Source organism: Avibacterium paragallinarum (assembly GCF_011765605.1).
Classification (GTDB): domain Bacteria; phylum Pseudomonadota; class Gammaproteobacteria; order Enterobacterales; family Pasteurellaceae; genus Avibacterium; species Avibacterium paragallinarum.
Genome location: NZ_CP050316.1, coordinates 1,859,825 through 1,882,459, shown reverse-complemented (window position 1 = coordinate 1,882,459; position 22,635 = coordinate 1,859,825). Strand labels below are relative to the sequence as shown.

The following is a 22,635-nucleotide window of genomic DNA, read 5'->3' as shown; positions in this document are numbered from 1 at the left end:
AAAAAGATTGGATTTGATTATTTGTGAACAAGGTCACAAATTATTTTCATCTTAAAAATCAAAATAATCATTTTTACACCGCACTTTATTTTCTGTTTGAATGGAGAAACCCCCTCTCCCCTAGTAGAACCCTAGCATAAAGACGACTATTTTTCAGAAAAGTATGATGCAGATCACAAATTCAACAAAATTCTCTTTGCATATTTATTTTGATTATTTATGATTAAATAAGATTTAAAATGATTCAACCATAAATCTGTTACTAACCCGAATATCAATATTTCAAGAAATAAGGAGTCGATTATGGCAAATGTGAATGAAATTACGCGTGAAAGTTGGATTCTTTCAACCTTTCCTGAATGGGGAACTTGGCTGAACGAGGAAATCGAGCAAGAAGTTGTCCCTGAAGGAAACTTTGCAATGTGGTGGCTTGGCTGTGTGGGCGTGTGGATCAAAACCCCAGGCGGGGCAAATCTGTGTATGGATTTATGGTGTAGCCGTGGGAAATCCACCAAAAAAGTGAAAGATATGGTGAGAGGCCACCAAATGGCAAATATGGCTGGGGTGCGTAAATTACAACCTAACTTGCGTGCTGCCCCTATGGTGATTGATCCTTTTGCGATTAATGAAGTGGATTTTATTTTGGCTTCTCATTATCACAGTGATCATATTGATGTGAACGTAGCGGCGGCAATTGTGAATAATCCAAAACTGGATCATGTTAAATTTGTTGGTCCTTGGCATTGTACTGAATTATGGAAAAAATGGGGTGTGCCTGAAGATCGCCTAATCACGGTGAAACCGGGCGATGTGGTGAAAATTAAAGATGTGGAAATCCACGCTCTTGATTCTTTTGACCGCACTTGTTTAGTAACTTTGCCTGTTGAGGGAGCGGACGCACAAGGAGGCGAATTAAAAGGACTTTGTCCAAGCGATGAAGAAATGGGTCGCAAAGCGGTGAACTATGTATTCAAAACACCAGGTGGAAACATTTATCACGGGGCGGATTCTCACTTCTCAATCCAATTTGCGAAGCACGGAAAAGAGTTTGATATTGATGTAGCATTAAATAACTACGGCGAAAATCCAGTAGGGATCGCAGATAAAATGACTTCAATCGATTTGCTCCGTATGGCGGAAAGTTTACGCTGTAAAGTGATTATTCCAGTGCATCACGATATTTGGACAAACTTTATGGCAAGTACCGATGAGATCATTGCCTTGTGGAAAATGCGTAAAGAACGTTTACAATATAAATTCCACCCATTTATTTGGGAAGTGGGCGGAAAATATGTTTATCCACGGGATAAAGATTTAATTGAATACCATCACCCAAGAGGCTTTGATGATTGCTTTGAGCAAGAGCCAAATATTCAATTTAAAGCAATGCTTTAGTTTTGGTTATCCCCAGTGTGGGCTGGGGAATTTCGCTCATTATTGCAATAACAGCCTGAACGCATGAAGGAAAATATAATGAACGAAACTTATCGGCATAAGCAACTGCTGAATTTACTTGAACAACATAAAGCACTTTCAACGGCGGAGATTGTGGATTTACTTGCAATCTCTCCCGCAACGGCTCGACGAGATATTACGAAGCTGGATCAGCAAGGTAAGCTGAAAAAAATTCGCAATGGTGCAGAAGCGATCAATATGATTACCCCTTTGATAGAAGAAAATATCATTAATCATTTTGATGAGAAGCAACGCATCGCCAAGGCTGCGGCAAAGCTGTGCAAAAACGGTGAGAGCGTTATTTTAACTTGCGGTTCAACAATGCAGCTGTTAGGCAAACAATTAGCGGGAGAAAAGGTGCAAATTATCACCAACTATATTCCCCTTGCGAATTATTTAATTGAACAGCAGCATTCGGATCTCGTCATTATGGGAGGGCAATATAACAAAGAAAAATCCATCACCTTATCGCTCAATCAACAAAATGAAACGAACTATTCTGCTCATATTATGTTCACTAGCGGTAAAGGCTTTACCCGTGATGGCTTATTTAAAACCGATATGATTATTGCAACCTCAGAACAGCAGCTTTCTTCCAAAGCAGAAAAATATGTTGTTTTACTCGATAGCTCAAAATTGGGCAAACAAGTAGGAATGCTATTCACCCAATTACATAACATTGATTTATTAATTACTGGCAAAGAAGCAGATCCGCAAATCATTGAGCAATTAACCGCAGCGGGGCTTGATATTATTCTCGCGTAAAGTGCGGTCTTAATTTCATCTGATTTTTTCCTTTGCCAGAGCCAATAGGAATAGAAATCAAATGAGAAAACACAAACTCGGCATTTATGAAAAAGCCTTACCGAAAAATCTTAGCTGGCAAGACAGGCTGTCTATCGCGAAAGCCTGTGGCTTTGATTTTGTGGAGATGTCCATTGATGAAACCGATGAACGCCTCAGCCGTCTTGATTGGACGAAAGCTCAACGCCTCGAGCTGGTGCAAGCAATTCTCAACACAGGCATCACCATTCCTTCAATGTGCCTTTCGGGGCATCGCCGTTTTCCTTTTGGCAGCCACGATGAAGCCACTCGCCAAAAAGCCTATGAAATAATGGAAAAAGCCATTCAGTTGGCGGTGGATTTAGGCATTCGCACCATTCAACTGGCGGGCTATGATGTGTATTACGAAGAGCAAGACGCCGGCACAATCGAACGCTTCCAACAAGGGCTAGAATGGGCGGTAGAACTCGCCGCCAGCAATCAAGTTACCCTCGCAGTGGAAATTATGGACACCCAATTTATGAGTTCCATCACCCGTTGGAAAAAATGGGATGACTTGCTTCGCTCCCCTTGGTTCACCGTTTATCCCGACCTCGGTAATCTCAGTGCGTGGAATGACAACGTGGCAGAAGAGCTGAAACTTGGCATCGACAAAATTTCTGCTATTCACTTGAAAGACACTTATAAGGTTACTGAAACCTGTGCCGGGCAATTCCGCGATGTGCCATTTGGCGAGGGCTGTGTGGATTTTGTTGCCTATTTTAAAACCTTAGCAGAGCTGAATTATCGCGGTGCATTTTTGATTGAAATGTGGACAGAAAAAGCCGATGAACCGATTGCTGAAATTATCAACGCACGCCGTTGGATTGAACAAAAAATGTTAGAAGGAGGATTTCAATGTTAGCCGAATTACGCGAAAAAGTCTTGCAAGCCAACTTAGCCTTGCCAAAACATCATTTGGTTACCTTTACTTGGGGAAATGTGAGCGAAATTGACCGCACTTTAGGGCTGGTCGCTATCAAGCCCTCTGGCGTGGATTATGAAACAATGACCGCAGACGATATTGTGATTGTGGACGTGAACACGGGTGAACGTGTTTGGGGAACGAAAAAGCCCTCTTCCGACACAGCCACCCACCTTGAGTTATATCGCCAATTCCCCGAAATCGGCGGCATTGTGCATACCCACTCCCGCCACGCCACTTTGTGGGCACAAGCGGGCCTAGACCTCATCGCCGCTGGCACAACCCACGCCGATTATTTCTACGGCAGCATTCCTTGTACCAGACAAATGACCCCACAAGAAATCGCAGGTGATTATGAACTCGAAACAGGCAAAGTGATTGTGGAAACCTTCCGCACTCGTCAAATCGAAGCGAAAGATGTGCCGGCAGTGTTAGTTAATTCGCACGGGCCTTTCGCTTGGGGAACAGACGCCGATAACGCGGTGCATAATGCCGTGGTGTTGGAAGAAATCGCTTATATGAACTTATTTTCGCATCAATTAAATCCGCAATTAGGTGCAATGCAACAAGCACTTTTAGATAAACATTATCTTCGCAAACACGGCAAAAATGCGTATTATGGGCAGTAATCACCCATTAACAAAAAGGATAGAAAAATGAATTATCAAGTTGTGGCTTTTGATCTCGACGGTACATTGCTCAATTCGCAAGGGCAAATTTTAGCGGAAAATAAGCAAGCCATTGCTCAGTTAAAACAACAGGGCATCAAAGTGATATTGGTAACGGGGCGACATCACACGGCGGTGATTCCCTATTATGTGGAGCTAGGGCTAGATACGCCAATCATTTGTTGTAACGGCACTTATGTTTATGATGTGCAAAATGATGAAGTGTTGGCAGCTAATCCACTTTCTCAGCAACAAGCCCAGCAAATTTTGGATACCGCAACGAAACATCATTGCCATTTATTGATGTATTCCCGCAATGCGATGAACTATGCGGAACTCAATCCGCATATGGAAAAATTCCTAAAATGGGTGGCGAGTTGCCCTGAGAATGTTCGCCCACTTGTGCGAAAAGTAGAGAGTATTCAAGAGGTTATCAATCACGATACACCAATTTGGAAATGCGTCATCAGTGCACCAAATCGAGCCATTATGGAAAACGTCATCGCGGATTTACCCGTAGAACAATTTAGCTGTGAATGGTCGTGGGTGGATCGGGTTGATATTGCCAACGCGGGCAACACCAAAGGCTCAAGATTGCTAGAGGTGCTACAACAATGGCAAATTTCCCCACAACAGGTCATTGCCTTTGGCGATAATCACAACGATATCAGTATGCTCACCGCCGTAGGGCTAGGTGTCGCAATGGGCAATGCAGAAGAGGAAGTCAAACATCAAGCCAAGCTTACCACAACGAGCAATGATGAAGCGGGGATCGCACAGCTATTACAACAATATTTCAACGCTTAACGTTAATAAAACCGCTGAATATTTTCAGCGGTTTTCTTTATTCGCAACTTTCTAACATTAACCCAAACCAATCTTGCATTGTTTTGCTCATCGCGTTTAAGTCCAATTGCACTAATTCTTGTTCGCTTAGCACGCGTTGCCAGTATTTATCTTCTTGCTTAAAGCCATAATCGTTACCGTAAATGCTTTCGTACAAGATGGCAAAGCATTTTTGTTGAATGGCTTCTTCATCATCTGTGCCTTTTTCATTTTTGAGTGCTTTGAAATAATGGCTAAGATTCGTTGTTAGCACTAAGCAAGGGGATTGTTGGGCTTGAACATAGGCTTCAAGATAACATTGTAATTGGGTAAGTGCGGTGCTTTTTGGCAGAATTTTAAACCGCACTTGTTCACCTTTTGCATAACTATGGGAGGGGGCGACATTTTCTTGTGTAGCACATTGCACTAAATAATAGATCCAGTTTTCAATCAGATCTTTATCGCGGATTTTCCCACCCACACGCCAAGTAACGCGTTCCATCAAACCATTAGCTAGAGGATAAAGTTTATCTAATACACCGTTTAAGCTTAATGTTTGTGTAGATAAGTTAAAGCTGAGATCGATAGGTACGCTTACGCTTTCTTTTGTTAAATATTCGGCGACTTGCTCTTTAATTCCCAAAATATTTTGGCTAATTTGTTGCTCATACACTTGAGCAAAATTTCCTCTTGGCATAATGCCTTTTATTTTTAATTGAGCAAAGAAATCCGCTAGTTCATCATCAGCCAAATACAATAAGGTTTGATTGATATGAAATAATTCCAAATGATCTAAACTAAAATTTTCTGTTTCAGCTAAAGCTAGCTCATCATTTTTTAAATAAACGCCAAGCACCTGTTCTAAGAAGAATTTTACCGGATGCTGAACAAAACGGATTAACTGGGTTAATTCTACGTCTTTTATTTGAGTTAAATTATTTAATGGTTGGATAAACCCCAGCTCGTCTTGAATTGTTTTATTGACTAATGGCAACCATTTATGAGAGAAAGTGCGGTGATTTTTTTCGAAGTTTTTCTCGCTAAATGCCGTCATTGGGTGATGGGTAATCAGTTTGTTTCGCCAATACTCATTGGAATCCGGCTGTGATGGCTCTTCATCTGAAACAAGATTTTCTGCAATATAATCAATAAGCTGATTAACCAATACGGAAGGTTCTTTGGGGGCGTCATCAATAATTGAATGCCCAACATAGCTGAGATAAAAGTAATCTTGTGCAGATACCAACGCTTCAAGGAATAAATAACGATCGTCATCACGTTTAAAACGATCCCCTTTTTGGTGATGATATTGCATTAAATCAAAACTATTTGGTGTAGTTTGGCGTGGGTATTCTCCTTCATTCATTCCTAATAAGCATACCACCCGAAAAGGAATTGAACGCATAGGTAATAAGGTGCAAAAATTGACTTTTCCTGCTAAAAAACGCAAGTTATTTGGGTTTTCCTGCAAGTAATCCGCCAATGCTTCCACAACAACCTCAGCACAAAGCGGTTGTGTAAATTTCACGTTCATTAAAGGCTCAATAAAGCGTTCAATGCAATCGGTTAAATACCATTGCGTCTCTTGGCTAGTTTCATCAAAATGAAAAAATGTTTCGACTAACTGTGATAATGCTTGCTGCCATTTTTCAATAGGATGATCCATACAAAGGGTTTGGTGCCATTGATAAAGTTGCTCAATCAACTCTGCCAAATACCCCGCTAATTGCCCTTTTAGCCCATAACTATTATCAAAACCAAGACTATCTTGCCAAATACCATTTTCCTCTCGCATAGCATAACCAAGTAGCATACGTTCAAGCCCAGCTTTCCAAGCGTTGTAATTGTCTTGTTGTGCACCAACATATTTTTCTAAACCAAAACGTATTCCTGAGTTCTCTACCCAATGATGAATGTAAGGCAAATCTTCCAGCTCAATATTAAAACGAGATCGAATACTTGGAATATCAAGGAAATCTAGCACATCTTGTGCGGTAAAAAGGCTTTCTTTTAAGGCGAGTAATTTCAGAAACGCAGACACTATGACATTATTTTCAACGATTTTATTATCTGAAATAGAAAACGGAATATGAGGCTCCCCTTGCCCAAACACGGCTCGGATATATGGCGTATATTTATCAATATCAGCAACCATCACAACAACATCTTTTGGGGTGAGGCTAGAATCTTGATTAAATAAATGCAACAAATAATCTTGCAATACTTCGACTTCTCGCATCACACTATAACAGGCGTGAAGAGAAAAAGAAGCGTCTTGCGGAATAAGGGCTAATTTTTCTGTTCCTGTTGGCGTTAGCGTTAAAATTCGTTGCTGAATTTGATGCAAAAGACTGTCTTCTCTCCGTTCAACATAGGCATTGATTTCATTCCCCTGCAGTTCGGTTAAAAGATAAAGAAAATCCCTGCCCTGCTTTCCCCAAGATGCGAGTAAAGGATTTCCAACCTGTAACAATTCCTGTTCAGCGGTGTACTCATATTGTGCATTATTCAGTTGAGTGAGCTGTTGGCTAGAAAATAAAGGGCTTGATTGTTTGCTTTGATGATCAAGGCGGGAACGCAACTGCAATTTTTGCCAATATTGGCGATCCACAATATCTCCCCAATATTCACGGCAAGGATTGGTGAAAAAGAGATGCACCTCACAAAACTCGCTAATGCCTTTGAGTATTTCTAAATAGACTTTGGGTAATGCTGAAATACCAAAAACAAAAATTCGCTTCGGCAATTTTACCACCGCTTTTTGTGCTAATAATTGCAAAAAGCGTTGATGCAAAGAAGCACGATGCCAGCGTGTTTCATTCTGATTTTCTTGCTGAATTTCGGTGATTAACGCACGCCATAAGATCCCTTGCCATTCAATATGCTGCTCAATTTGCTCAACTAATTGCCCCTGATTTTCGTTATGTTGTGAAAGAATTTGTTGAATGATTTTATTGTTATCACCTTGTTCCCAAGCATTGATCCAATCAGGGCGATAGACTAAATATTGGTCAAATAAATCAGCGACCTTTTCAGCCAGTTGATACTGTTTTTGTTGTACCGATTGCGGAGCGGCTCGTAAATAATGACGCAAAGGGGAAAACGCTTGTTGCGATAAATGTTGTGGAATTAATCTCATTAAACGCCATACCATTTGCTCTTTAGAAAATTGATTTTGTTGGCTAATATCCAGTAAATTATCGCGATAAAGCTGCCAAATAAAGGTAGCAGGCATAGGAAATTGCAAATTTGCTGAAATTCCCTGTTTATCCGCAATCTGCCATTGTAGCCACTGAGCCATACCGGGGCTTTGTACCAGAATAACTTCTGATTGCAAGGGATCTGCCAGAGGTTCCCTAGTCATTAAATGTAAAAGAATTTCTTTTTGCACTTCTAGCAAATTGGAATAATAAACGGTAAACACGGACAATCCTTTTATAAACGTACATTCCCAGTGGGATAATGCACTGTAACTTGATTTCCATCGCAAGAAATATGGAAAATAATGTGGTTCTGTTCAATTTGAGACTGGCAATCTAGCTCCATAAGCCGACGCTGCTGTTGATTATTTGCAATAGACCAAGCTTGTAAATCTTGGAAAATTCTCACCGCACTTTGTCGCTGATGTGAAAGCCACTGATTAACGGAGAGAAAAATACCACTAAACAACGTTAAAGTCACCAGCAAAGAAAACAAATTCATTCCTTTATATTTTAACAATCTATAAGGTTTCAAAATCATTCCAACTCCGTTTTGCTAAACGCCAGAAACGATAATGCTCTACGACCTCATTAATCACGTTTTTATTATAGATTAACTTAATCTCATCGCTGATAATTAATTTCCCTTTTGTAATCACCGCCCCTCGAATTTCACCTTGCCCGCGGATAATAAGATCACCTTCTGACATAATAACCGCTTTAATATTTCCTGCGATATCCCATTCTTTCATAGGCGTTGAAAACCAATATAATGAATGGTGGTTTTTATCGAATTGCTTTAGCTTATCGGCAAAAAGTGAAAGAGATGAGGGGGAGAAATAAACATTAAAATCTCCTTCATTCATTGATTTATTCGGGATATTCCTAAATAGTGAGATGCGTTCGCACCAAGAAAAATGTGAAGTGCGGTCATTTTTTTCAGTATTTTTGAAAACAAGATGATAAATACTGCTTGGATAATCAATGGGTAATTGTTCACAGGTTTGGCTCGCCTGCGTTCTACTCATCTCAATTAAAGTTAAATCATTTTTGAAATAGTGCTGTTTTTGTACATTCATTGCTAAGTACAAATGCAAGATTTCTTGATTAAAGAACATAGTAATCATTAATAATGAGCTAATTAAAATTAGTAAACTAAGCGTTGCAATCCCTTTTTGAACAATCATATCAGCGACCTTGATTAAGCAATGGAATAACAATATGACTTTTATACTGGATATGCGGTTGTTTGACTAAATATCCCATAAGATGGGCTTCAATTAATTCTCCTTCTTTTAGCCATTGTAAGAAAAACTGAGAAATGGCAATTTCTTTGTTATCAAATAAATCCACCCATCCTCCTTTTTCGCATGCAGGTTGCTGAGTATAAGTTCGACATTGTTCTTGAGAACATTCCTGATTTACCGTATTTTTATAAGTTAAACGGGTTTCTAACATTTTTTTATTTAAGCGATAACCAAATAACTCACGTTCAATCTCTCTTACTTGATTTTTTCCATCTTGAATGCAAAGCCCTTTGGTATAAGTTGAGCCAATACAGCCAGAACTATCTAAATCATAGAAAAAAAGTACACAACTTCCCAGTGGCTCCCCTGAAGCTTGGCTAATCAATACGCTTGTTCCTTTGTCATCCAATTCAAAAAAAGGAAAATTGGAAACTTGCAGTTTTTCTGTAACTGCCCGAAATCCAGAACGCCGTAAATCTTTCGCCATTAATTGAAGCACGCGTTCAATTTCATTTTGTAAATATAATTGAATTCGTATTTCTTGGTTTTGCTTTTGGCTATAGGTATAAAAAGAAAAAATAATGATTAATAAGAAAGAAGATAAAGAAATAGAAAGCATTAAAGATAATAAACTCTGCCCTTTAACATAACGACGATACATTTACTTATCTCCACAAGCACTCAAAGAAGAGATATCTTTTAATTTTAAACTTCCTACATTAAAAAATGAAAAAAGCGTTCGTTTATCCCCTGCTTGCAAAAGGAAACAATCTGATTGCACGGTATTCCGAATACCGCTCAGTCTTGCCATTTCTTTAGGATAATAGTTTTTACTTATAATCATTGTTTCTTGCGGGAACATCGGCGTATAAATATTAACCATTAATTCATTGGAACAATATTGGGGCTGTAAACAATTACAGATTTTATCTTGTTTTATTTGAGCAGAAATACACCATTTCTTGCTAAGGAGATCACGATTTGCGACTAAAAACCATATGTCATTAGAGTTTTCGACTCTACTTTGAATATAACGTAAAAAAAGATAAAGCCTATGCTGCTCTTTTTCAAGCACTGCTTCATTATGATTTTGTTGCCAAATAGGCAGTGCCATTAATAGTAATATGCTTAAAATTAATAATGAAATCAATGATTCAAGCAATGTAAAACCTTTTACATTCATACCTAAAATACTAATGTTTTATACCGCACTTTTATATATTCTACTTTAGCAAGTGCGGGGATTTTTAAATATGAAAATAAACTATTATTGCGATACAGATCGCAAAAACAATTTGTAAAAATAATTATTTCACCGAAGATAATTTATCAAAACTCTTAGACTAATACGATAGGAGTATTTGGTGGGTCGTGAAGGATTCGAACCTTCGACCAACGGATTAAAAGTCCGCTGCTCTACCGACTGAGCTAACGACCCTAAATTTTTAGGAAGTTACATTTGATTGGTGGGTCGTGAAGGATTCGAACCTTCGACCAACGGATTAAAAGTCCGCTGCTCTACCGACTGAGCTAACGACCCAACATTCTTGTTGCGTAACGGGGGCTTATGATACTGTTTTTATTTTAATAATCAATAAAAATTTTTAGTTTTTTGTTTATTTGAACGAATAAACAACAAATGAGATTGTTCGAGCCTAATTGTGGTGATGGATATAAAAAAACCGAGTGTTAAAACTCGGTTTTTGGGAAAAATAAGAAATTAGTATGCAAGTACCGCACGACGGTTTTTCGCATAGGCTGCTTCGGTGTGACCTAGCTCAGCAGGTTTTTCTTCACCGTAAGAAACAGTTGAAAGCTGAGTAGCTTGAACGCCTTTTGCAGATAAGTAGTTAGCTACCGCATCGGCACGACGTTGACCTAATGCAATGTTGTACTCTGGGGTACCACGTTCGTCAGTATTACCTTCAACTAATACTTTAGATGCTGGAGTCGCTGTTAAATAAGCGGCGTGGGCATCTAAAATTTGTTGATATTCGCCTTCGATATTGTATTTATCAAAACCAAAGTAAACGGTATTGTAACGTTGTTGTAAATCTTGAACAGAGTAACCACCGAAAGTTTGAGCAACAGTTTCGGTATGTTTTGATGAACTACAAGCAGCTAATACAGCAACACTACCAGCTACAATCAATAATTTTTTAAAGTTTTTCATTAAACTTCTCCTAGTTTTTATGTAAATATGGGGACCAAGCTGGAAATTTAACTTGCCCATCACTTCCTGGTAGACGTGCTTTAAAACGCCCATCAGCCGAAACTAATTGTAGCACCTTTCCTAGGCCTTGTGTAGAACTATAAATAATCATAGTTCCGTTAGGCGATAAGCTTGGCGTTTCATCTAAAAATGTTGAACTTAGCATTGTTGTTTCACCTGTTTTAAGGTCTTTCTTCATAATATGATCAGCGGAGATCATAATTAATATGTTTCCATCAGAAGAAATCTGTCCATTATAAGTTCGTGTACCATCACTCAATATTATTACTTCACTACCATTAGCACTCATTTGATATACTTGCGGAGAACCGCTTCTATCTGAGGTAAAAATGATAGACTGCCCATCGGGTGACCAAGAAGGTTCTGTATTGTTTCCCGAACTACGGGTTAATTGCGAAATTTGCCCGCTAGCTAAATCCATTACATAAATATTCAATGTTCCATCTTTTGAGGATGCAAAAGCTAGTTTTGAACCATCAGGAGAGAAAGCAGGTGCACCATTATGCCCTTTGAAAGATGCCACTACGCGGCGAGATCCAGAAAGCAAATCTTGCACCACGAGTTGAGATTTGCGATTTTCAAAAGAAACATAGGCTAATTTATTGCCATCTGGCGACCAAGCTGGTGACATTAATGGTTGTGAACTTTGTGTTACGATAAATTGATTATATCCATCGTAATCCGCAACTCGCACTTGATAAGGCTTTGAACCTCCATTTTTTTGTACAATATAGGCAATTTTTGTCCTAAATGCTCCCCGAATGCCCGTGAGCTTTTCAAATACTTCATCGCTCACTGTATGAGCACCAAAACGGATTGCACTTGCAGGTACAGCATATTGATTTTGAGCTAAAACAGCTCCAGAAATGCCCGAAGCACCAATCGTATCAACAAGCTGGTAAGCAATACTATACCCATTACTATTTGGTGTAACTTGACCAACAACAATGGCATCAATGCCCAAAGATGACCAAGCTTCAGGATTGACCTCTGAAGCCGAAGTAGGTAGCTGTGGCATTTTTGATACAGAAATCGGATTGAATTTACCGCTATTGCGTAAATCTGCTGAAATAATGTCAGTTACATCGGTTGGCATTGAATCCACACCATTCCACTTAAATGGTACAACTGCGATTGGACGAGCACTGTCCACTCCTTCATCAATAACGATACGAACTTCATCATCAGCAACGGCAACCTTTGCTAATAATAAGTACGCCATCATTATGAATTTTGTCATTTTATGGATTACTTTCATTTAATTCACCTTAGGTTTACTTATTCACGCCAATTATTTCCAATCAAAATCAATAATTGGTGCTTTATATTTACTATAAATAGCCTCTGAAGGAGCAGCGGGGACTTTTTTCGTTCTGGCGACAGCAATCATTGCTGCGGAACAAATATCATCAGGTCCAGAAACACGCTGGTAGTTAGAAATCGTACCATCACGTTCCAGTTGAATGCGAATTCGACAAACTTTTCCTCTAAAGCTAGGATCTGTCAAAAAGCGACGCTGGATTTCTTTTTTGATCACGCCTGCATAACGATCACCAATTTTGGTACCATCACCGGCACCTGACGCAGCACCGTTACCTTGACTGCCTGCATTATTCGTATTACTGCCAACCGTTGCACTTCCGCCAATATCACCGCCATTAAGAAAATCATCTAACGCCGCTTGCTGAGCTTTACGTTTTTCCGCCTCTGCTTTTGCCTTCGCTTCTGCTTTGGCTTTTTCTGCCTTAGCTTTCGCTTCGGCTTTTGCCTTTGCGTCTGCCTCGGCTTTGGCTTTCGCCTCTGCGGCTGCTTTTTCGGCTTTCGCTTTTGCGTTAGCCTCCGCCTCCGCTTTGGCTTTTGCTTCTGCAGCGGCTTTTTCCGCTTTTAGCTTCGCTTCTTGTTCGGCTTTCTGCTGAGCTTTTTTGGCTTCTTCCACCGCTTTTGCTTTGGCTTCTTCTTCCGCTTTTTTTGCCTGTGCGGCTAGGCGTTTTGCCTCTGCTTCGGCTTTTAATCTTGCGGCTTCCGCCTCTTGTTTGGCTTTGGCTTCTTGCTGCTGCTTTTCTAAAGCAATGCGAGCTTGTTCTTCGCGTTGTTTTTGCTGTTCAGCTAGACGCTCTTGTTGCTTCTGAGCTTCAAGCTGTTTTTGTTGCTCAATTTGTTTTTGTCGCTGTTCCTCAAGGTGCTTCTGGCGAGCAAGCTCTTGTTGGCGTTTCTGCTCTTCCAATAAGGCTTGCTTTTGTGCTTGCGGATCGGGTTCTTGTTGTTTCGGCTGAGTTGGCTTCTCTGCTTGCCCTTTTTTCTGCTGTTGCAAACGCCCCCATTCTTGAGCCGCTGCACTCGTGTTCACCATTACGGCACTGATTGCTTCGCCATCACCTTCGCCGCCACCCATTATATCCATTTTGTAATAAAGCGAGCCAAATATCAGCAAACCAAATAAAATAATGTGCAGAATAAGAGAAAGGGTAATTGAGCCAATATCGTTCTTTCGTTGATGATTACGCACAATAGACCTACTTACCTTAAATTGGGTTTGTCATTAATCCAACAGATTTGATCCCTGCTAGATGAAGTAAATTCAGTGCTTTAATCACTTCTTCATAAGGCACATCTTTCGCCCCGCCAACCAAGAACATTGTATTACTGTCTTTGCCATATTCTTGCTTAGCCATTTGCGTAACTGCCTCTTCGCTGAGGTTTTCGCTCCGCTTGCCGTTAATGGAAAGGCTATATTGCCCGATGCCCGATACTTCTAAAATAACGGGGATTTTATCTTCATTGGAAACACTTTGGCTTTCCACCGCATCGGGCAATTCCACTTGCACGCTTTGCGAGATGATGGGGGCGGTTGCCATAAAAATAAGCACTAAAACCAGCAAAACGTCCAAGAAAGGGACGATGTTGATTTCTGATTTAATATCACGACGTTTACGACGGTATGACATAATTGCCTCTAAAAAACTTGCTAAAAACTGACCGCACTTTTACGGCGAAACTTATTGATGTTTGCCAAAAACTTGACGGTGTAAAATTGTGGTAAATTCGTCAATGAAATTGCCATAATTTTGCTCAAGTTTATTCACGCGTAAACTTAAACGGTTGTAAGCCATTACCGCAGGAATGGCAGCAAATAAGCCAATCGCTGTTGCGATCAAGGCTTCTGCAATCCCTGGGGCAACCATTTGCAAGGTGGCTTGTTTTGCGCCGCTTAATGCCATAAAGGCGTGCATAATCCCCCAAACTGTACCAAATAAGCCGATATAAGGGCTAAGTGAAGCCACGGTGGCGAGGAAAGGAATGCGATTTTCGACTTCTTCTACTTCGCGGTTCATTGCCAAATTCATTGCTCGTGAGCTTCCTTGAATAATGGCTTCTGGCACGTCTGGATTCGCTTTTTTCAAGCGTGAAAACTCTTTAAAGCCCACATAAAAAATTTGCTCGCTGCCCGTTAAGCCATCACGACGATTAGACAGCCCTTCATATAATTTGTTGAGATCTTCGCCCGACCAAAAGCGATCTTCAAAGGTGGCAGAATCTTTCAACGCTTTGCTTAATACACGGCTACGTTGAATAATGATCGCCCACGAGATAATCGAAAAGGCAATTAAAATCACAATTACAAGTTGAACAACAACGCTTGCTTTCAAAAAAAGTTCCAAAAAGTTTAATTCACTGGTCATTAAATCGCTCCCAAAAACACGGATATATCCTCGTTAGCGTTCAAAATAAGGTAAGCAAATCCCCTATCATTTTGAAAACTAAAGAAAATAAATTTATGCCTTAAATGCGGCTTTGATTTCCTCAGGGATTGCCGCGGGTTTCATTTTACTGAGATCCACACAAGCCACTTTCACTTCAGCCGTGCAAATCACTACGTTATCTCGTTTGATTTGTTGTGAAAACAAAATCGTTGCCCCTTTGATGCCACTGACTGTTGTTTCCACCATTAATAAATCATCTAGCTTGGCAGCAAGACGATAATCAATTTGCATTGTTTTGACAACAAAGGCGTAATTCCGTTCATTTAGCAAATGCTGTTGCGAAAAGCCGAGTTGTCGTAAATATTCCGTTCTTGCACGTTCAAAAAAATGCAAATAGCGTGCGTGATACACCACACCGCCTGCATCAGTATCTTCATAATACACCCGAATGGGCATTAGATTGTCTTGCATTATGGCTCAATATTATTGCCGTTAGATTTCAACATAACTCCGTGTTATCGTGAATTTTAACGACGATTTTTAGGGTTGAAAATTGGCGTATTGTAGAGTGCTTGTGGTGGATTAGCAAGCAATAAAGTGCGGTCATAAAAGAAAAGGATTTTATCGCTTCGTCAATGATTTTGCAGAAAACTGCTATTGTGTAGAAATTGTCAATGGCGATTGATACGCCGTAGAAAGGGTATGATATTTACTCGTCTATGCAAAATAATCGCCCAATCCCCGCTGCGGTGGTATTGTCCAATCTACGAGAGGCAATTCTGTTTTATACGATGGCTTTCTCATTGCGAAAAAACCTTGCAAAAATTGACCGCACTTTTGTGTTGGCGAATTTATTTTAACGCAGAAGATTTTGCCCAAACGCGATAAGGGCGACGGCATAACCAAGATAAGGAAAAAAAAGACATTGCCAAATTGTCGCTTTGATTTCAAAGCCTATGCCGTGAATCCATAAAATAACGGTTGCCCACAAAATTAATATTACCCAGTAAGGCGAAGCACTTCTTAATGCGGTGGCAAACTCATTCACATTAAAGAAAAAGCAAAGGGTTAAGCCAATCGCTAAAATGAATGAAAGGGCTCGCCACGAGCCCTTATTAACAAAAGAATACGCTTGATGGATCATTCTTTACTCATCAAATTTGCCAGTCTTTTCAATACTGATGGTAACCACCACACTTAGCATAATGGCAAATAAAACGCCCACTACCCATAAAACATAAAACATAATGTTGCTCCTTAGTATAATGAGTTTTTATTTTCTTCAATGTAATCGCCATCTAAGCGACCAAACATTTTGATATATGACCAAATGGTGTAAGACAGTAAAATTACTACAAACACTAAGGCAAAGCCTAACATTAATGTGAGAGTTAATTTACTGGATGTTGAATCCCACATTAAGAGGCTCATATCAGGGTGAGAGCTTGACGGCATTACAAATGGGAACATTGCGATGCCGCAAGTTAAAATCACGCCAGCCATTGTCAATGAAGAAAATAAGAAGGCAAAACCACAGCGATTTGCTTTAGAAGCAAGCACGTTCAATAACGCACCGCCAACGGCTAAAGCTGGGAAGAGGAATAACACTGGGGCATCAAAATAATTTTTGAACCAAGCGCCTGCTTCAATCGCCACTTGTTTATTGAGTGGTGATGATGGTGCATTGTGATCAACCACGCTGGTTACTACATAGCCATCTTTGAAATAAAGCCAAATGCCCGCTAACACGAAGGTGATTAAAGTTGCCATTGCACCCACTTGAGTAACTACGCGAGCACGTTCACGCAATTCTGAAGTGGTTTTTAATTGTAACCACGCACCGCCTTGCGTAATGAGCATTGATAAGCTAATTAAGCCGCAAAGTAAGGCAAATGGGTTTAATAATTCAAAGAATGATCCTGTATAGAAAATTTGGTGCATATCATTGAAATAGAATGGCACACCTTGTAATAAGTTACCAAAGGCCACACCAAATACTACCGATGGCACAAATCCACCAATGAATAAGCCCCAATCCCATAGCTTGCGCCATAATGGATTGTCGATTTTAGCGCGATATTCTAAGCCCACTGGACGGAAGAATAACGCCGCTAACACTAAGATCATTGCAATAAAGAAACCTGAGAATGAGGTTGCATAAACCAATGGCCAAGCTGCAAACATTGCACCGCCAGCAGTTAATAACCACACTTGGTTTCCGTCCCAGTGGGGAGCGATTGAGTTGATCATAATGCGTTTTTCCACTTCTTTTTTACCTGCAAATGGTAATAGTGTTAAAACGCCCATATCAAATCCATCGGTTACTACGAAGCCAATCAGTAATACACCAACGAGAACCCACCAAACAAAACGTAAAAATTCGTAATCAATCATAGTTAGGCTCCTGATTATTTAGATGATTGTTCAAAATAGTAACGGCCTGTTTTTAATGCACTCGGGCCAAGACGAGCATATTTAAACATTAAGTACATTTCCACTACTAAGAAAATAGTATAAAGGGCGCAAATCAGACCGATTGAGAACCATAATTCGCCAGTGGTTAAGTTCGATGCTGCCACACCAACTGGTAACATATCGTAAATAGTCCAAGGCTGACGACCATATTCCGCTAAGAACCAACCACTTTCAATGGCAAACCAAGGTAGTGGAAGCCCCCATAATAAGGCTTTTAATAATAATCGACTACGTCCTACAGTTTTACGCGCATTTTGTACCACGGCGGCAATCATTAAGATAAGAATTAAGCCACCTGCTGCCATCATTACACGGAACGCCCAAAATGTTGGCCCAACATTAGGTACAGTATCTAAGGTTGCTTGCTTAATTTGTGATTCTGTCGCATCAACTACTTTATCGGTATAACGTTTTAATAATAAACCGTAACCTAAGTCACCACGTACAGCGTTGAATTGTGCTTTAGTCTCTTCGCTTACCTGCCCAGTCGCTTTTTTCTCGGCTCTTAATTTCTCAAGTAAATCATAAGCGATAATACCTTGACGTACACGCTTTTCGTTTACTTCAACAATATCATTAATACCAGCAAAGGTTTTATCTAAAGAACGGGTTACGATAATACCAGCGGCATAAGGAATTTGTAAGGCAAAATCGTTACGTTTTTCCGCTTGATTTGGTACGACAATCATATTCCAGTTAGCAGGTGCCGGTTCAGTGTGCCACTCTCCTTCCATAGCTGCTAATTTCATTGGTTGTTTTTGACCGATTTCATAACCAGATTCATCTCCCATAATTAGCACAGAAACGACAGCGATAATACCGAATACGGAAGCGACAGAGAAAGAGCGTTTAGCAAAGCCAATATCACGACCTTTCAAAATATAATAAGCACTAATGGCTAAGACAAAGAATGCTCCTGAAACATAACCAGCGGATAGGGTATGTAAAAATTTACTTTGAGCCACAGGATTTAACCAAAGATCCATAAAGCTAGTCATTTCCATTCGCATTGTTTCAAAGTTAAACTCTGATCCCACTGGTGCTTGCATCCAACCGTTGGCTACTAAAATCCACATTGCAGAGAGATTTGAACCAAATGCTACGCAATAAGTTGTAAGTAAATGTTTTCCTTTTGATAAACGATCCCAACCAAAGAAGAACAATCCAACAAATGTTGATTCTAGGAAGAATGCTAATAAGGCTTCAATCGCTAATGGGGCACCGAAAATGTCACCCACATAGTGTGAATAATACGACCAGTTTGTCCCAAACTGGAATTCCATTGTAATCCCAGTAGTTACCCCTAGAGCAAAGTTAATACCGAATAACTTCCCCCAAAATTTTGTCATATCTTTATAAATTTCTTTGCCTGTTGCCACATACAAGGTTTCCATAATCACAAGGATGAAGGATAGCCCTAAAGTCAATGGCACAAACAAAAAGTGATAGAGTGCAGTTAATGCAAACTGCAATCTAGAGAGTTCAACAACGTCTAACATCTCGACTCCTTGTAAATGCTACAAGTTTTTTATTAATGATTACTAAGTAATCATCCCCCAATTTTCTTAAAGGTCTTCCTTTAAGTTATTACTGAAATTGAATTATCTTCATCGGTTTTTGCTTAGTTAGCGAATTATTATAGATAACTCAAGGTCGCTATGTATTCTACTACTAAAAGTGAGGATAAAAAATAGCGAATAATGCAAGATGGATCACATTTTTAGATTTATATCAAAAATGGGAGTAGAGGATTACTGTATTATTTTTTGATCATAATCAAATTATGGTTTTCTTTGGTTTTGATAAGTAAGCATTTTTATATGTGTTCTTGGAATGAAAAATATTGAGAACTAGATTTTAAGATAAAATTTTGCCATTATTTGCATTTATATGTTTGGGTTAAATTAGGTCGTTTGAATATGAAACGTTTTTTAATTGGAACAATAGGAATTATGTCGTTTTTTTTGGGGGAACCTCTTTTTGCTATACAGCAATCAGGACACTTTCATTCTCCTATACAACAATGTGTAAAATTTTTTCAAGAAATTGAGGATCTTATTACTGAAGCAGAAAAGCAGCCAGGTACTCATATGCAGTTAGGAGTAATTAGGAATAAATTTGAGCAAGGCAAAAAAGAGATTTTGGAAATGGGGGAAGAATTACAGGCTAAAAGTTGTGAAATTGGTCTAGAGAAGCTACTTGGTCATAAAAATACGGATATGTAAAACCAGCTTGTGAGGTGAACACAAGCTGGTTTAGCACTATTCTTGTAGGATGACTTTACCAATATAGCTTAAATTTCGATAACGTTGAGCGTAATCAATGCCGTAGCCTACTACAAATTCGTCCGGAATCGTAAAACCAACCCAATCAACGGGAACTTCAACTTCACGGCGAGAAGGCTTATCTAATAATGTACAGATCCTTAATGATGCAGGATCGCGTAATTTGAGGATTTCACGCACTTTCTGTAAGGTGTATCCCGTATCAATAATGTCTTCTATGATCAACACTTGTTCGTTTTTAATATCGCCGTCAAGATCTTTGCTGATCTTCACATCGTGATTTGTCGTCATTCCGCTGCCATAGCTTGCAGTGGTCATAAATTCCACTTCCACAGGCAAATTAATCGCACGCACAAGATCCGCCATAAACATAAACGAACCACGCAACAGCCCAACCACAATGAGTTTTTCTACATTTTGCTGTTGGTAATAGCCCGTGATTTCGTTCCCCAATTCAAGAATTCTTGAACGTACTTCTTGCTCTGAAATAAGCACATCAACATAATGTTTTTTCATCATTAATTTACCTTTCGCCACACGTTACAAAGTGCGGTGTGATTTTTGTTTAAAACGGCAAGATTGTAACAAAAAAAAAGCTGAGATTTAAGTCTCAGCTTTTTAAATACCCTAACGAATTTACTTTCTACTCTACTTGTTTGGAGCATCTCAAAATGAAGATTCATTTCTGTAATACTTAACAAACGCGTTCATTCTAGCAAATTAAAAATAAATGTCAATAAGAATTATTCTCATTTGCAAGAATTAATTTCCCGATACTTTCATTCGTTCCAGTAAAATCGATCCCGTTTGAATATTAGAACGATGCTCCACATCATCAGCCACCGCAACAATTTGTTGGAACATTTCGGGTAATTGCCCTGCAATGGTAATTTCCGCCACGGGATACTGAATTTTCCCGTTTTCCACCCAAAAGCCCGAAGCACCACGAGAATAATCCCCCGTAACTAAATTCACGCCTTGCCCCATTAGATCAGTAACGAGCAAGCCCGTTCCCATTTTTTCTAAAAGTGCGGTCAATCCGCCTTGTAAATTTGGCTTAACTAGCCAATTATGAATCCCGCCCGCGTGTCCCGTGCTTGGCATTCCCAATTTCTTTCCGCTATAACTGGTTAAAAGGTAGGTTTGCAAAATCCCCTGTTCGATGATTTCCATATCCCTTGTTCGCACACCCTCACTATCAAAGGGGGAAGAGGCGAGCTTGCCAATTAGATGTGGGCGTTCGCTAATATGAAACCAATCAGGCAAAATTTTGTGTCCCAAAGAATCCAATAAAAAACTGGCTTTGCGATACAAACTGCCACCGCTGATCGCCGCGGCTAAATGGCTAATCAATCCCGTTGCCACATCATTGAGAAACACTACGGGGACTTCTTGTGTGGCAATTTTTTGCGGATTTAAACGCGATAAGGCTTTCTTCGCCGCATTTTCCCCCACCCATTCAGGCGTGGATAACTGATCAGGATAGCGGGAAATGGTATATTCATAATCGCGTTCAAGCTGATTATCCTCTCCCGCGATCATTGAGCAAGAAAGAGAATAACGGCTAGACAAATAGCTCTGTAACATTCCATAACTATTGCCATACACTCGCACGCCGATGTGCGAATTAAACGCTGCCCCCTCGCTATTCACAATGCGTTGATCATAATCTAACGCACTTTTTTCTGCTTTCAATGCCAGTGCGGCAGCTTGATCCACGTCAATCTCAGCGGGGTGATACAACGAAAGATCGGGCGCATCAAACGCCATTAACTCGCGATCAGCTAGCCCCGTACAATCATCAGGTGAAGTATATTTTGCAATCGTTAAGGCAGCATCGACAGCATTTTTAATCGCTTCAGGGCGAAGATCAGAGGTGGACGCATTGACTTTCTGCTGCCCCAAATAAACGGAAATGCCTAATGCTCCGTCATTATTAAATTCCACATTTTCAATTTCTTGCAAACGGGTAGAAACAGAAAGCCCATTCACTTTTGTTACGGCAACTTCGGCACTTGCCCCCGCTTTTGTTGCAATATCAATGGCATAGCTCACCGCTTCACGTAATTCTTGTTCTTGCTGTGTTAAAAGTGCGGTCGGATTTTGTTGCATTTTTTTAACCTCTCATCAAAATTTGCGGTATTTTATCCCATTTTTCCTCATCTCGCTAATTCAGCAAAAATTGTGCTAAACTACAGGCTTTCAATGGTGATTTAGGACAAAAATAATGGCAAAACGCAGAAAAGAACAATTTGACTGGGAAGAGGAAGAACAAGAAGAAATTATTTGGGTCAGCAAAAGCGAAATTAAACGCGATGCCGAAGCCCTGAAACAACTTGGCGAAAAATTAGTCAATTTAACGCCAGCAAAATTAGAGAAAATCCCTCTCGCAGAAAATATTCTCGATGCGGTGACATTGGCACAACGTTTACAAAAAGAAGCCAAACGCCGTCAATTACAGTATATAGGCAAATTACTACGTCAAATTGATGTCGAGCCAATCCAAGAAGCCTTAGACAAAATAGAGAACAAACACAGCCAACAACAAGCCTTGTTGCACAAATTAGAACATTTACGCGATAAACTTATCAGCAAAGGCGATGCTCTCTTAAATACGGTGGTTAATGATTACCCCGCTGTGGATCGCCAGCATCTACGCAATTTGATCCGTGCTGCACAAAAAGAAAAAGCCCAAGAAAAACCAGCCAAAGCTTATCGAGAGATTTTTCAATATTTGAAAGTGGTAGTGATGGAAGAGTAGAAATAGAAAATTTATTTTGAATTATGGTTATGTAGAAG

Annotated in this window: 25 protein-coding genes and 2 tRNA genes; 8 read left to right on the top strand and 19 right to left on the bottom strand. The window is 39.8% G+C overall.

Annotated elements, in window-relative coordinates:
* Positions 1-303: 303 nt before the first annotated feature.
* The 5 genes from ulaG (at position 304) to HBL79_RS09065 (ending at position 4,677) form a co-directional block, all read left to right on the top strand.
* The gene (gene ulaG / locus HBL79_RS09085; RefSeq protein ID WP_035688423.1) at positions 304-1,395 is read left to right on the top strand and encodes an L-ascorbate 6-phosphate lactonase; all 1,092 of its coding nucleotides are present in this window, start codon (positions 304-306) and stop codon (positions 1,393-1,395) included.
* 78 nt (positions 1,396-1,473) lie between these two features.
* Entirely contained in the window at positions 1,474-2,220 is a 747-nt protein-coding gene (gene ulaR, locus HBL79_RS09080) for an HTH-type transcriptional regulator UlaR (protein ID WP_017806434.1), read from the top strand.
* Between the two features lie 61 nt (positions 2,221-2,281).
* The gene (locus tag HBL79_RS09075; RefSeq protein ID WP_035688425.1) at positions 2,282-3,142 is read left to right on the top strand and encodes an L-ribulose-5-phosphate 3-epimerase; all 861 of its coding nucleotides are present in this window, start codon (positions 2,282-2,284) and stop codon (positions 3,140-3,142) included.
* Positions 3,136-3,831, top strand: a complete 696-nt coding sequence (gene araD, locus HBL79_RS09070) for an L-ribulose-5-phosphate 4-epimerase (protein WP_035688430.1) — start codon at positions 3,136-3,138, stop codon at positions 3,829-3,831. The genes HBL79_RS09075 and araD overlap by 7 nt, the downstream gene beginning before the upstream one ends.
* A 27-nt stretch (positions 3,832-3,858) precedes the next feature.
* Positions 3,859-4,677 (top strand): pyridoxal phosphatase, encoded by an 819-nt coding sequence (locus HBL79_RS09065; RefSeq protein WP_035688432.1) that lies wholly within the window; start codon positions 3,859-3,861, stop codon positions 4,675-4,677.
* Between the two features lie 37 nt (positions 4,678-4,714).
* Here HBL79_RS09065 and recC read toward each other — a convergent pair whose 3' ends face one another.
* The 13 genes from recC to ybgC all read right to left on the bottom strand — a co-directional run bounded on the left by recC (position 4,715) and on the right by ybgC (position 15,547).
* Positions 4,715-8,119 (bottom strand): exodeoxyribonuclease V subunit gamma, encoded by a 3,405-nt coding sequence (gene recC / locus HBL79_RS09060; RefSeq protein WP_035688434.1) that lies wholly within the window; start codon positions 8,117-8,119, stop codon positions 4,715-4,717.
* 11 nt (positions 8,120-8,130) lie between these two features.
* Entirely contained in the window at positions 8,131-8,436 is a 306-nt protein-coding gene (locus HBL79_RS09055; RefSeq protein ID WP_035688436.1) for a DUF5374 domain-containing protein, read from the bottom strand.
* Positions 8,417-9,082: a DUF2572 family protein gene (locus tag HBL79_RS09050; protein WP_051128113.1), complete on the bottom strand. Its 666-nt coding sequence runs from the start codon at positions 9,080-9,082 to the stop codon at positions 8,417-8,419. Before HBL79_RS09050 ends, HBL79_RS09055 begins: the two co-directional genes overlap by 20 nt.
* A 1-nt stretch (position 9,083) precedes the next feature.
* Positions 9,084-9,803, bottom strand: a complete 720-nt coding sequence (locus HBL79_RS09045) for a type II secretion system protein J (protein WP_035688438.1) — start codon at positions 9,801-9,803, stop codon at positions 9,084-9,086.
* Positions 9,804-10,325 carry a prepilin-type N-terminal cleavage/methylation domain-containing protein gene (locus tag HBL79_RS09040; RefSeq protein ID WP_017806950.1) on the bottom strand — a complete coding sequence of 174 codons (522 nt, stop codon included), beginning with the start codon at positions 10,323-10,325 and terminating at the stop codon, positions 9,804-9,806.
* Between the two features lie 179 nt (positions 10,326-10,504).
* A tRNA-Lys gene (locus HBL79_RS09035) sits at positions 10,505-10,580 on the bottom strand.
* Between the two features lie 26 nt (positions 10,581-10,606).
* A tRNA-Lys gene (locus HBL79_RS09030) sits at positions 10,607-10,682 on the bottom strand.
* Positions 10,683-10,862: 180 nt separating this feature from the next.
* Positions 10,863-11,315: a peptidoglycan-associated lipoprotein Pal gene (gene pal, locus HBL79_RS09025; protein WP_017806949.1), complete on the bottom strand. Its 453-nt coding sequence runs from the start codon at positions 11,313-11,315 to the stop codon at positions 10,863-10,865.
* Between the two features lie 10 nt (positions 11,316-11,325).
* Positions 11,326-12,615 (bottom strand): Tol-Pal system beta propeller repeat protein TolB, encoded by a 1,290-nt coding sequence (tolB, locus tag HBL79_RS09020; RefSeq protein ID WP_233570698.1) that lies wholly within the window; start codon positions 12,613-12,615, stop codon positions 11,326-11,328.
* 51 nt (positions 12,616-12,666) lie between these two features.
* Positions 12,667-13,881 carry a cell envelope integrity protein TolA gene (gene tolA, locus HBL79_RS09015; RefSeq protein WP_035688442.1) on the bottom strand — a complete coding sequence of 405 codons (1,215 nt, stop codon included), beginning with the start codon at positions 13,879-13,881 and terminating at the stop codon, positions 12,667-12,669.
* A gap of 16 nt (positions 13,882-13,897) precedes the next feature.
* Positions 13,898-14,320, bottom strand: coding sequence for a colicin uptake protein TolR (gene tolR, locus HBL79_RS09010; protein ID WP_035688444.1), 423 nt, complete (start codon positions 14,318-14,320; stop codon positions 13,898-13,900).
* 51 nt (positions 14,321-14,371) lie between these two features.
* Positions 14,372-15,055: a protein TolQ gene (tolQ, locus tag HBL79_RS09005; RefSeq protein ID WP_035688447.1), complete on the bottom strand. Its 684-nt coding sequence runs from the start codon at positions 15,053-15,055 to the stop codon at positions 14,372-14,374.
* Between the two features lie 93 nt (positions 15,056-15,148).
* Positions 15,149-15,547, bottom strand: a complete 399-nt coding sequence (gene ybgC, locus HBL79_RS09000) for a tol-pal system-associated acyl-CoA thioesterase (RefSeq protein ID WP_035688449.1) — start codon at positions 15,545-15,547, stop codon at positions 15,149-15,151.
* Positions 15,548-15,795: 248 nt separating this feature from the next.
* On the opposite strand from ybgC, the gene HBL79_RS08995 reads away from it, so the two are divergent.
* The gene (locus tag HBL79_RS08995; RefSeq protein WP_156127783.1) at positions 15,796-15,936 is read left to right on the top strand and encodes a hypothetical protein; all 141 of its coding nucleotides are present in this window, start codon (positions 15,796-15,798) and stop codon (positions 15,934-15,936) included.
* On the opposite strand, the gene ybgE is transcribed toward HBL79_RS08995, so the two are convergent.
* The 4 genes from ybgE to HBL79_RS08975 are packed head-to-tail and all read right to left on the bottom strand — an operon-like array spanning position 15,933 to position 19,050.
* The gene (gene ybgE, locus HBL79_RS08990) at positions 15,933-16,220 is read right to left on the bottom strand and encodes a cyd operon protein YbgE (protein WP_046097510.1); all 288 of its coding nucleotides are present in this window, start codon (positions 16,218-16,220) and stop codon (positions 15,933-15,935) included. The two genes, HBL79_RS08995 and ybgE, sit on opposite strands and share 4 nt — an antisense overlap.
* A 3-nt stretch (positions 16,221-16,223) precedes the next feature.
* Positions 16,224-16,322: a cytochrome bd oxidase small subunit, CydX/CbdX family gene (locus HBL79_RS08985; RefSeq protein WP_017806941.1), complete on the bottom strand. Its 99-nt coding sequence runs from the start codon at positions 16,320-16,322 to the stop codon at positions 16,224-16,226.
* A gap of 11 nt (positions 16,323-16,333) precedes the next feature.
* Entirely contained in the window at positions 16,334-17,470 is a 1,137-nt protein-coding gene (gene cydB, locus HBL79_RS08980; RefSeq protein WP_035688451.1) for a cytochrome d ubiquinol oxidase subunit II, read from the bottom strand.
* A gap of 14 nt (positions 17,471-17,484) precedes the next feature.
* Entirely contained in the window at positions 17,485-19,050 is a 1,566-nt protein-coding gene (locus tag HBL79_RS08975) for a cytochrome ubiquinol oxidase subunit I (RefSeq protein WP_035688453.1), read from the bottom strand.
* 420 nt (positions 19,051-19,470) lie between these two features.
* On the opposite strand from HBL79_RS08975, the gene HBL79_RS08970 reads away from it, so the two are divergent.
* Positions 19,471-19,776 (top strand): DUF5339 domain-containing protein, encoded by a 306-nt coding sequence (locus tag HBL79_RS08970; RefSeq protein ID WP_035688455.1) that lies wholly within the window; start codon positions 19,471-19,473, stop codon positions 19,774-19,776.
* Between the two features lie 36 nt (positions 19,777-19,812).
* Here HBL79_RS08970 and hpt read toward each other — a convergent pair whose 3' ends face one another.
* Positions 19,813-20,352: a hypoxanthine phosphoribosyltransferase gene (hpt, locus tag HBL79_RS08965; RefSeq protein ID WP_026138585.1), complete on the bottom strand. Its 540-nt coding sequence runs from the start codon at positions 20,350-20,352 to the stop codon at positions 19,813-19,815.
* Positions 20,353-20,598: 246 nt separating this feature from the next.
* Positions 20,599-21,948 carry a metalloprotease PmbA gene (gene pmbA / locus HBL79_RS08960; RefSeq protein WP_035688457.1) on the bottom strand — a complete coding sequence of 450 codons (1,350 nt, stop codon included), beginning with the start codon at positions 21,946-21,948 and terminating at the stop codon, positions 20,599-20,601.
* A 115-nt stretch (positions 21,949-22,063) separates the two neighbouring features.
* On the opposite strand from pmbA, the gene yjgA reads away from it, so the two are divergent.
* On the top strand, positions 22,064-22,597 hold the full coding sequence (yjgA, locus tag HBL79_RS08955; protein ID WP_035688459.1) for a ribosome biogenesis factor YjgA: 534 nt from the start codon (positions 22,064-22,066) through the stop codon (positions 22,595-22,597).
* Positions 22,598-22,635 lie beyond the last annotated feature (38 nt).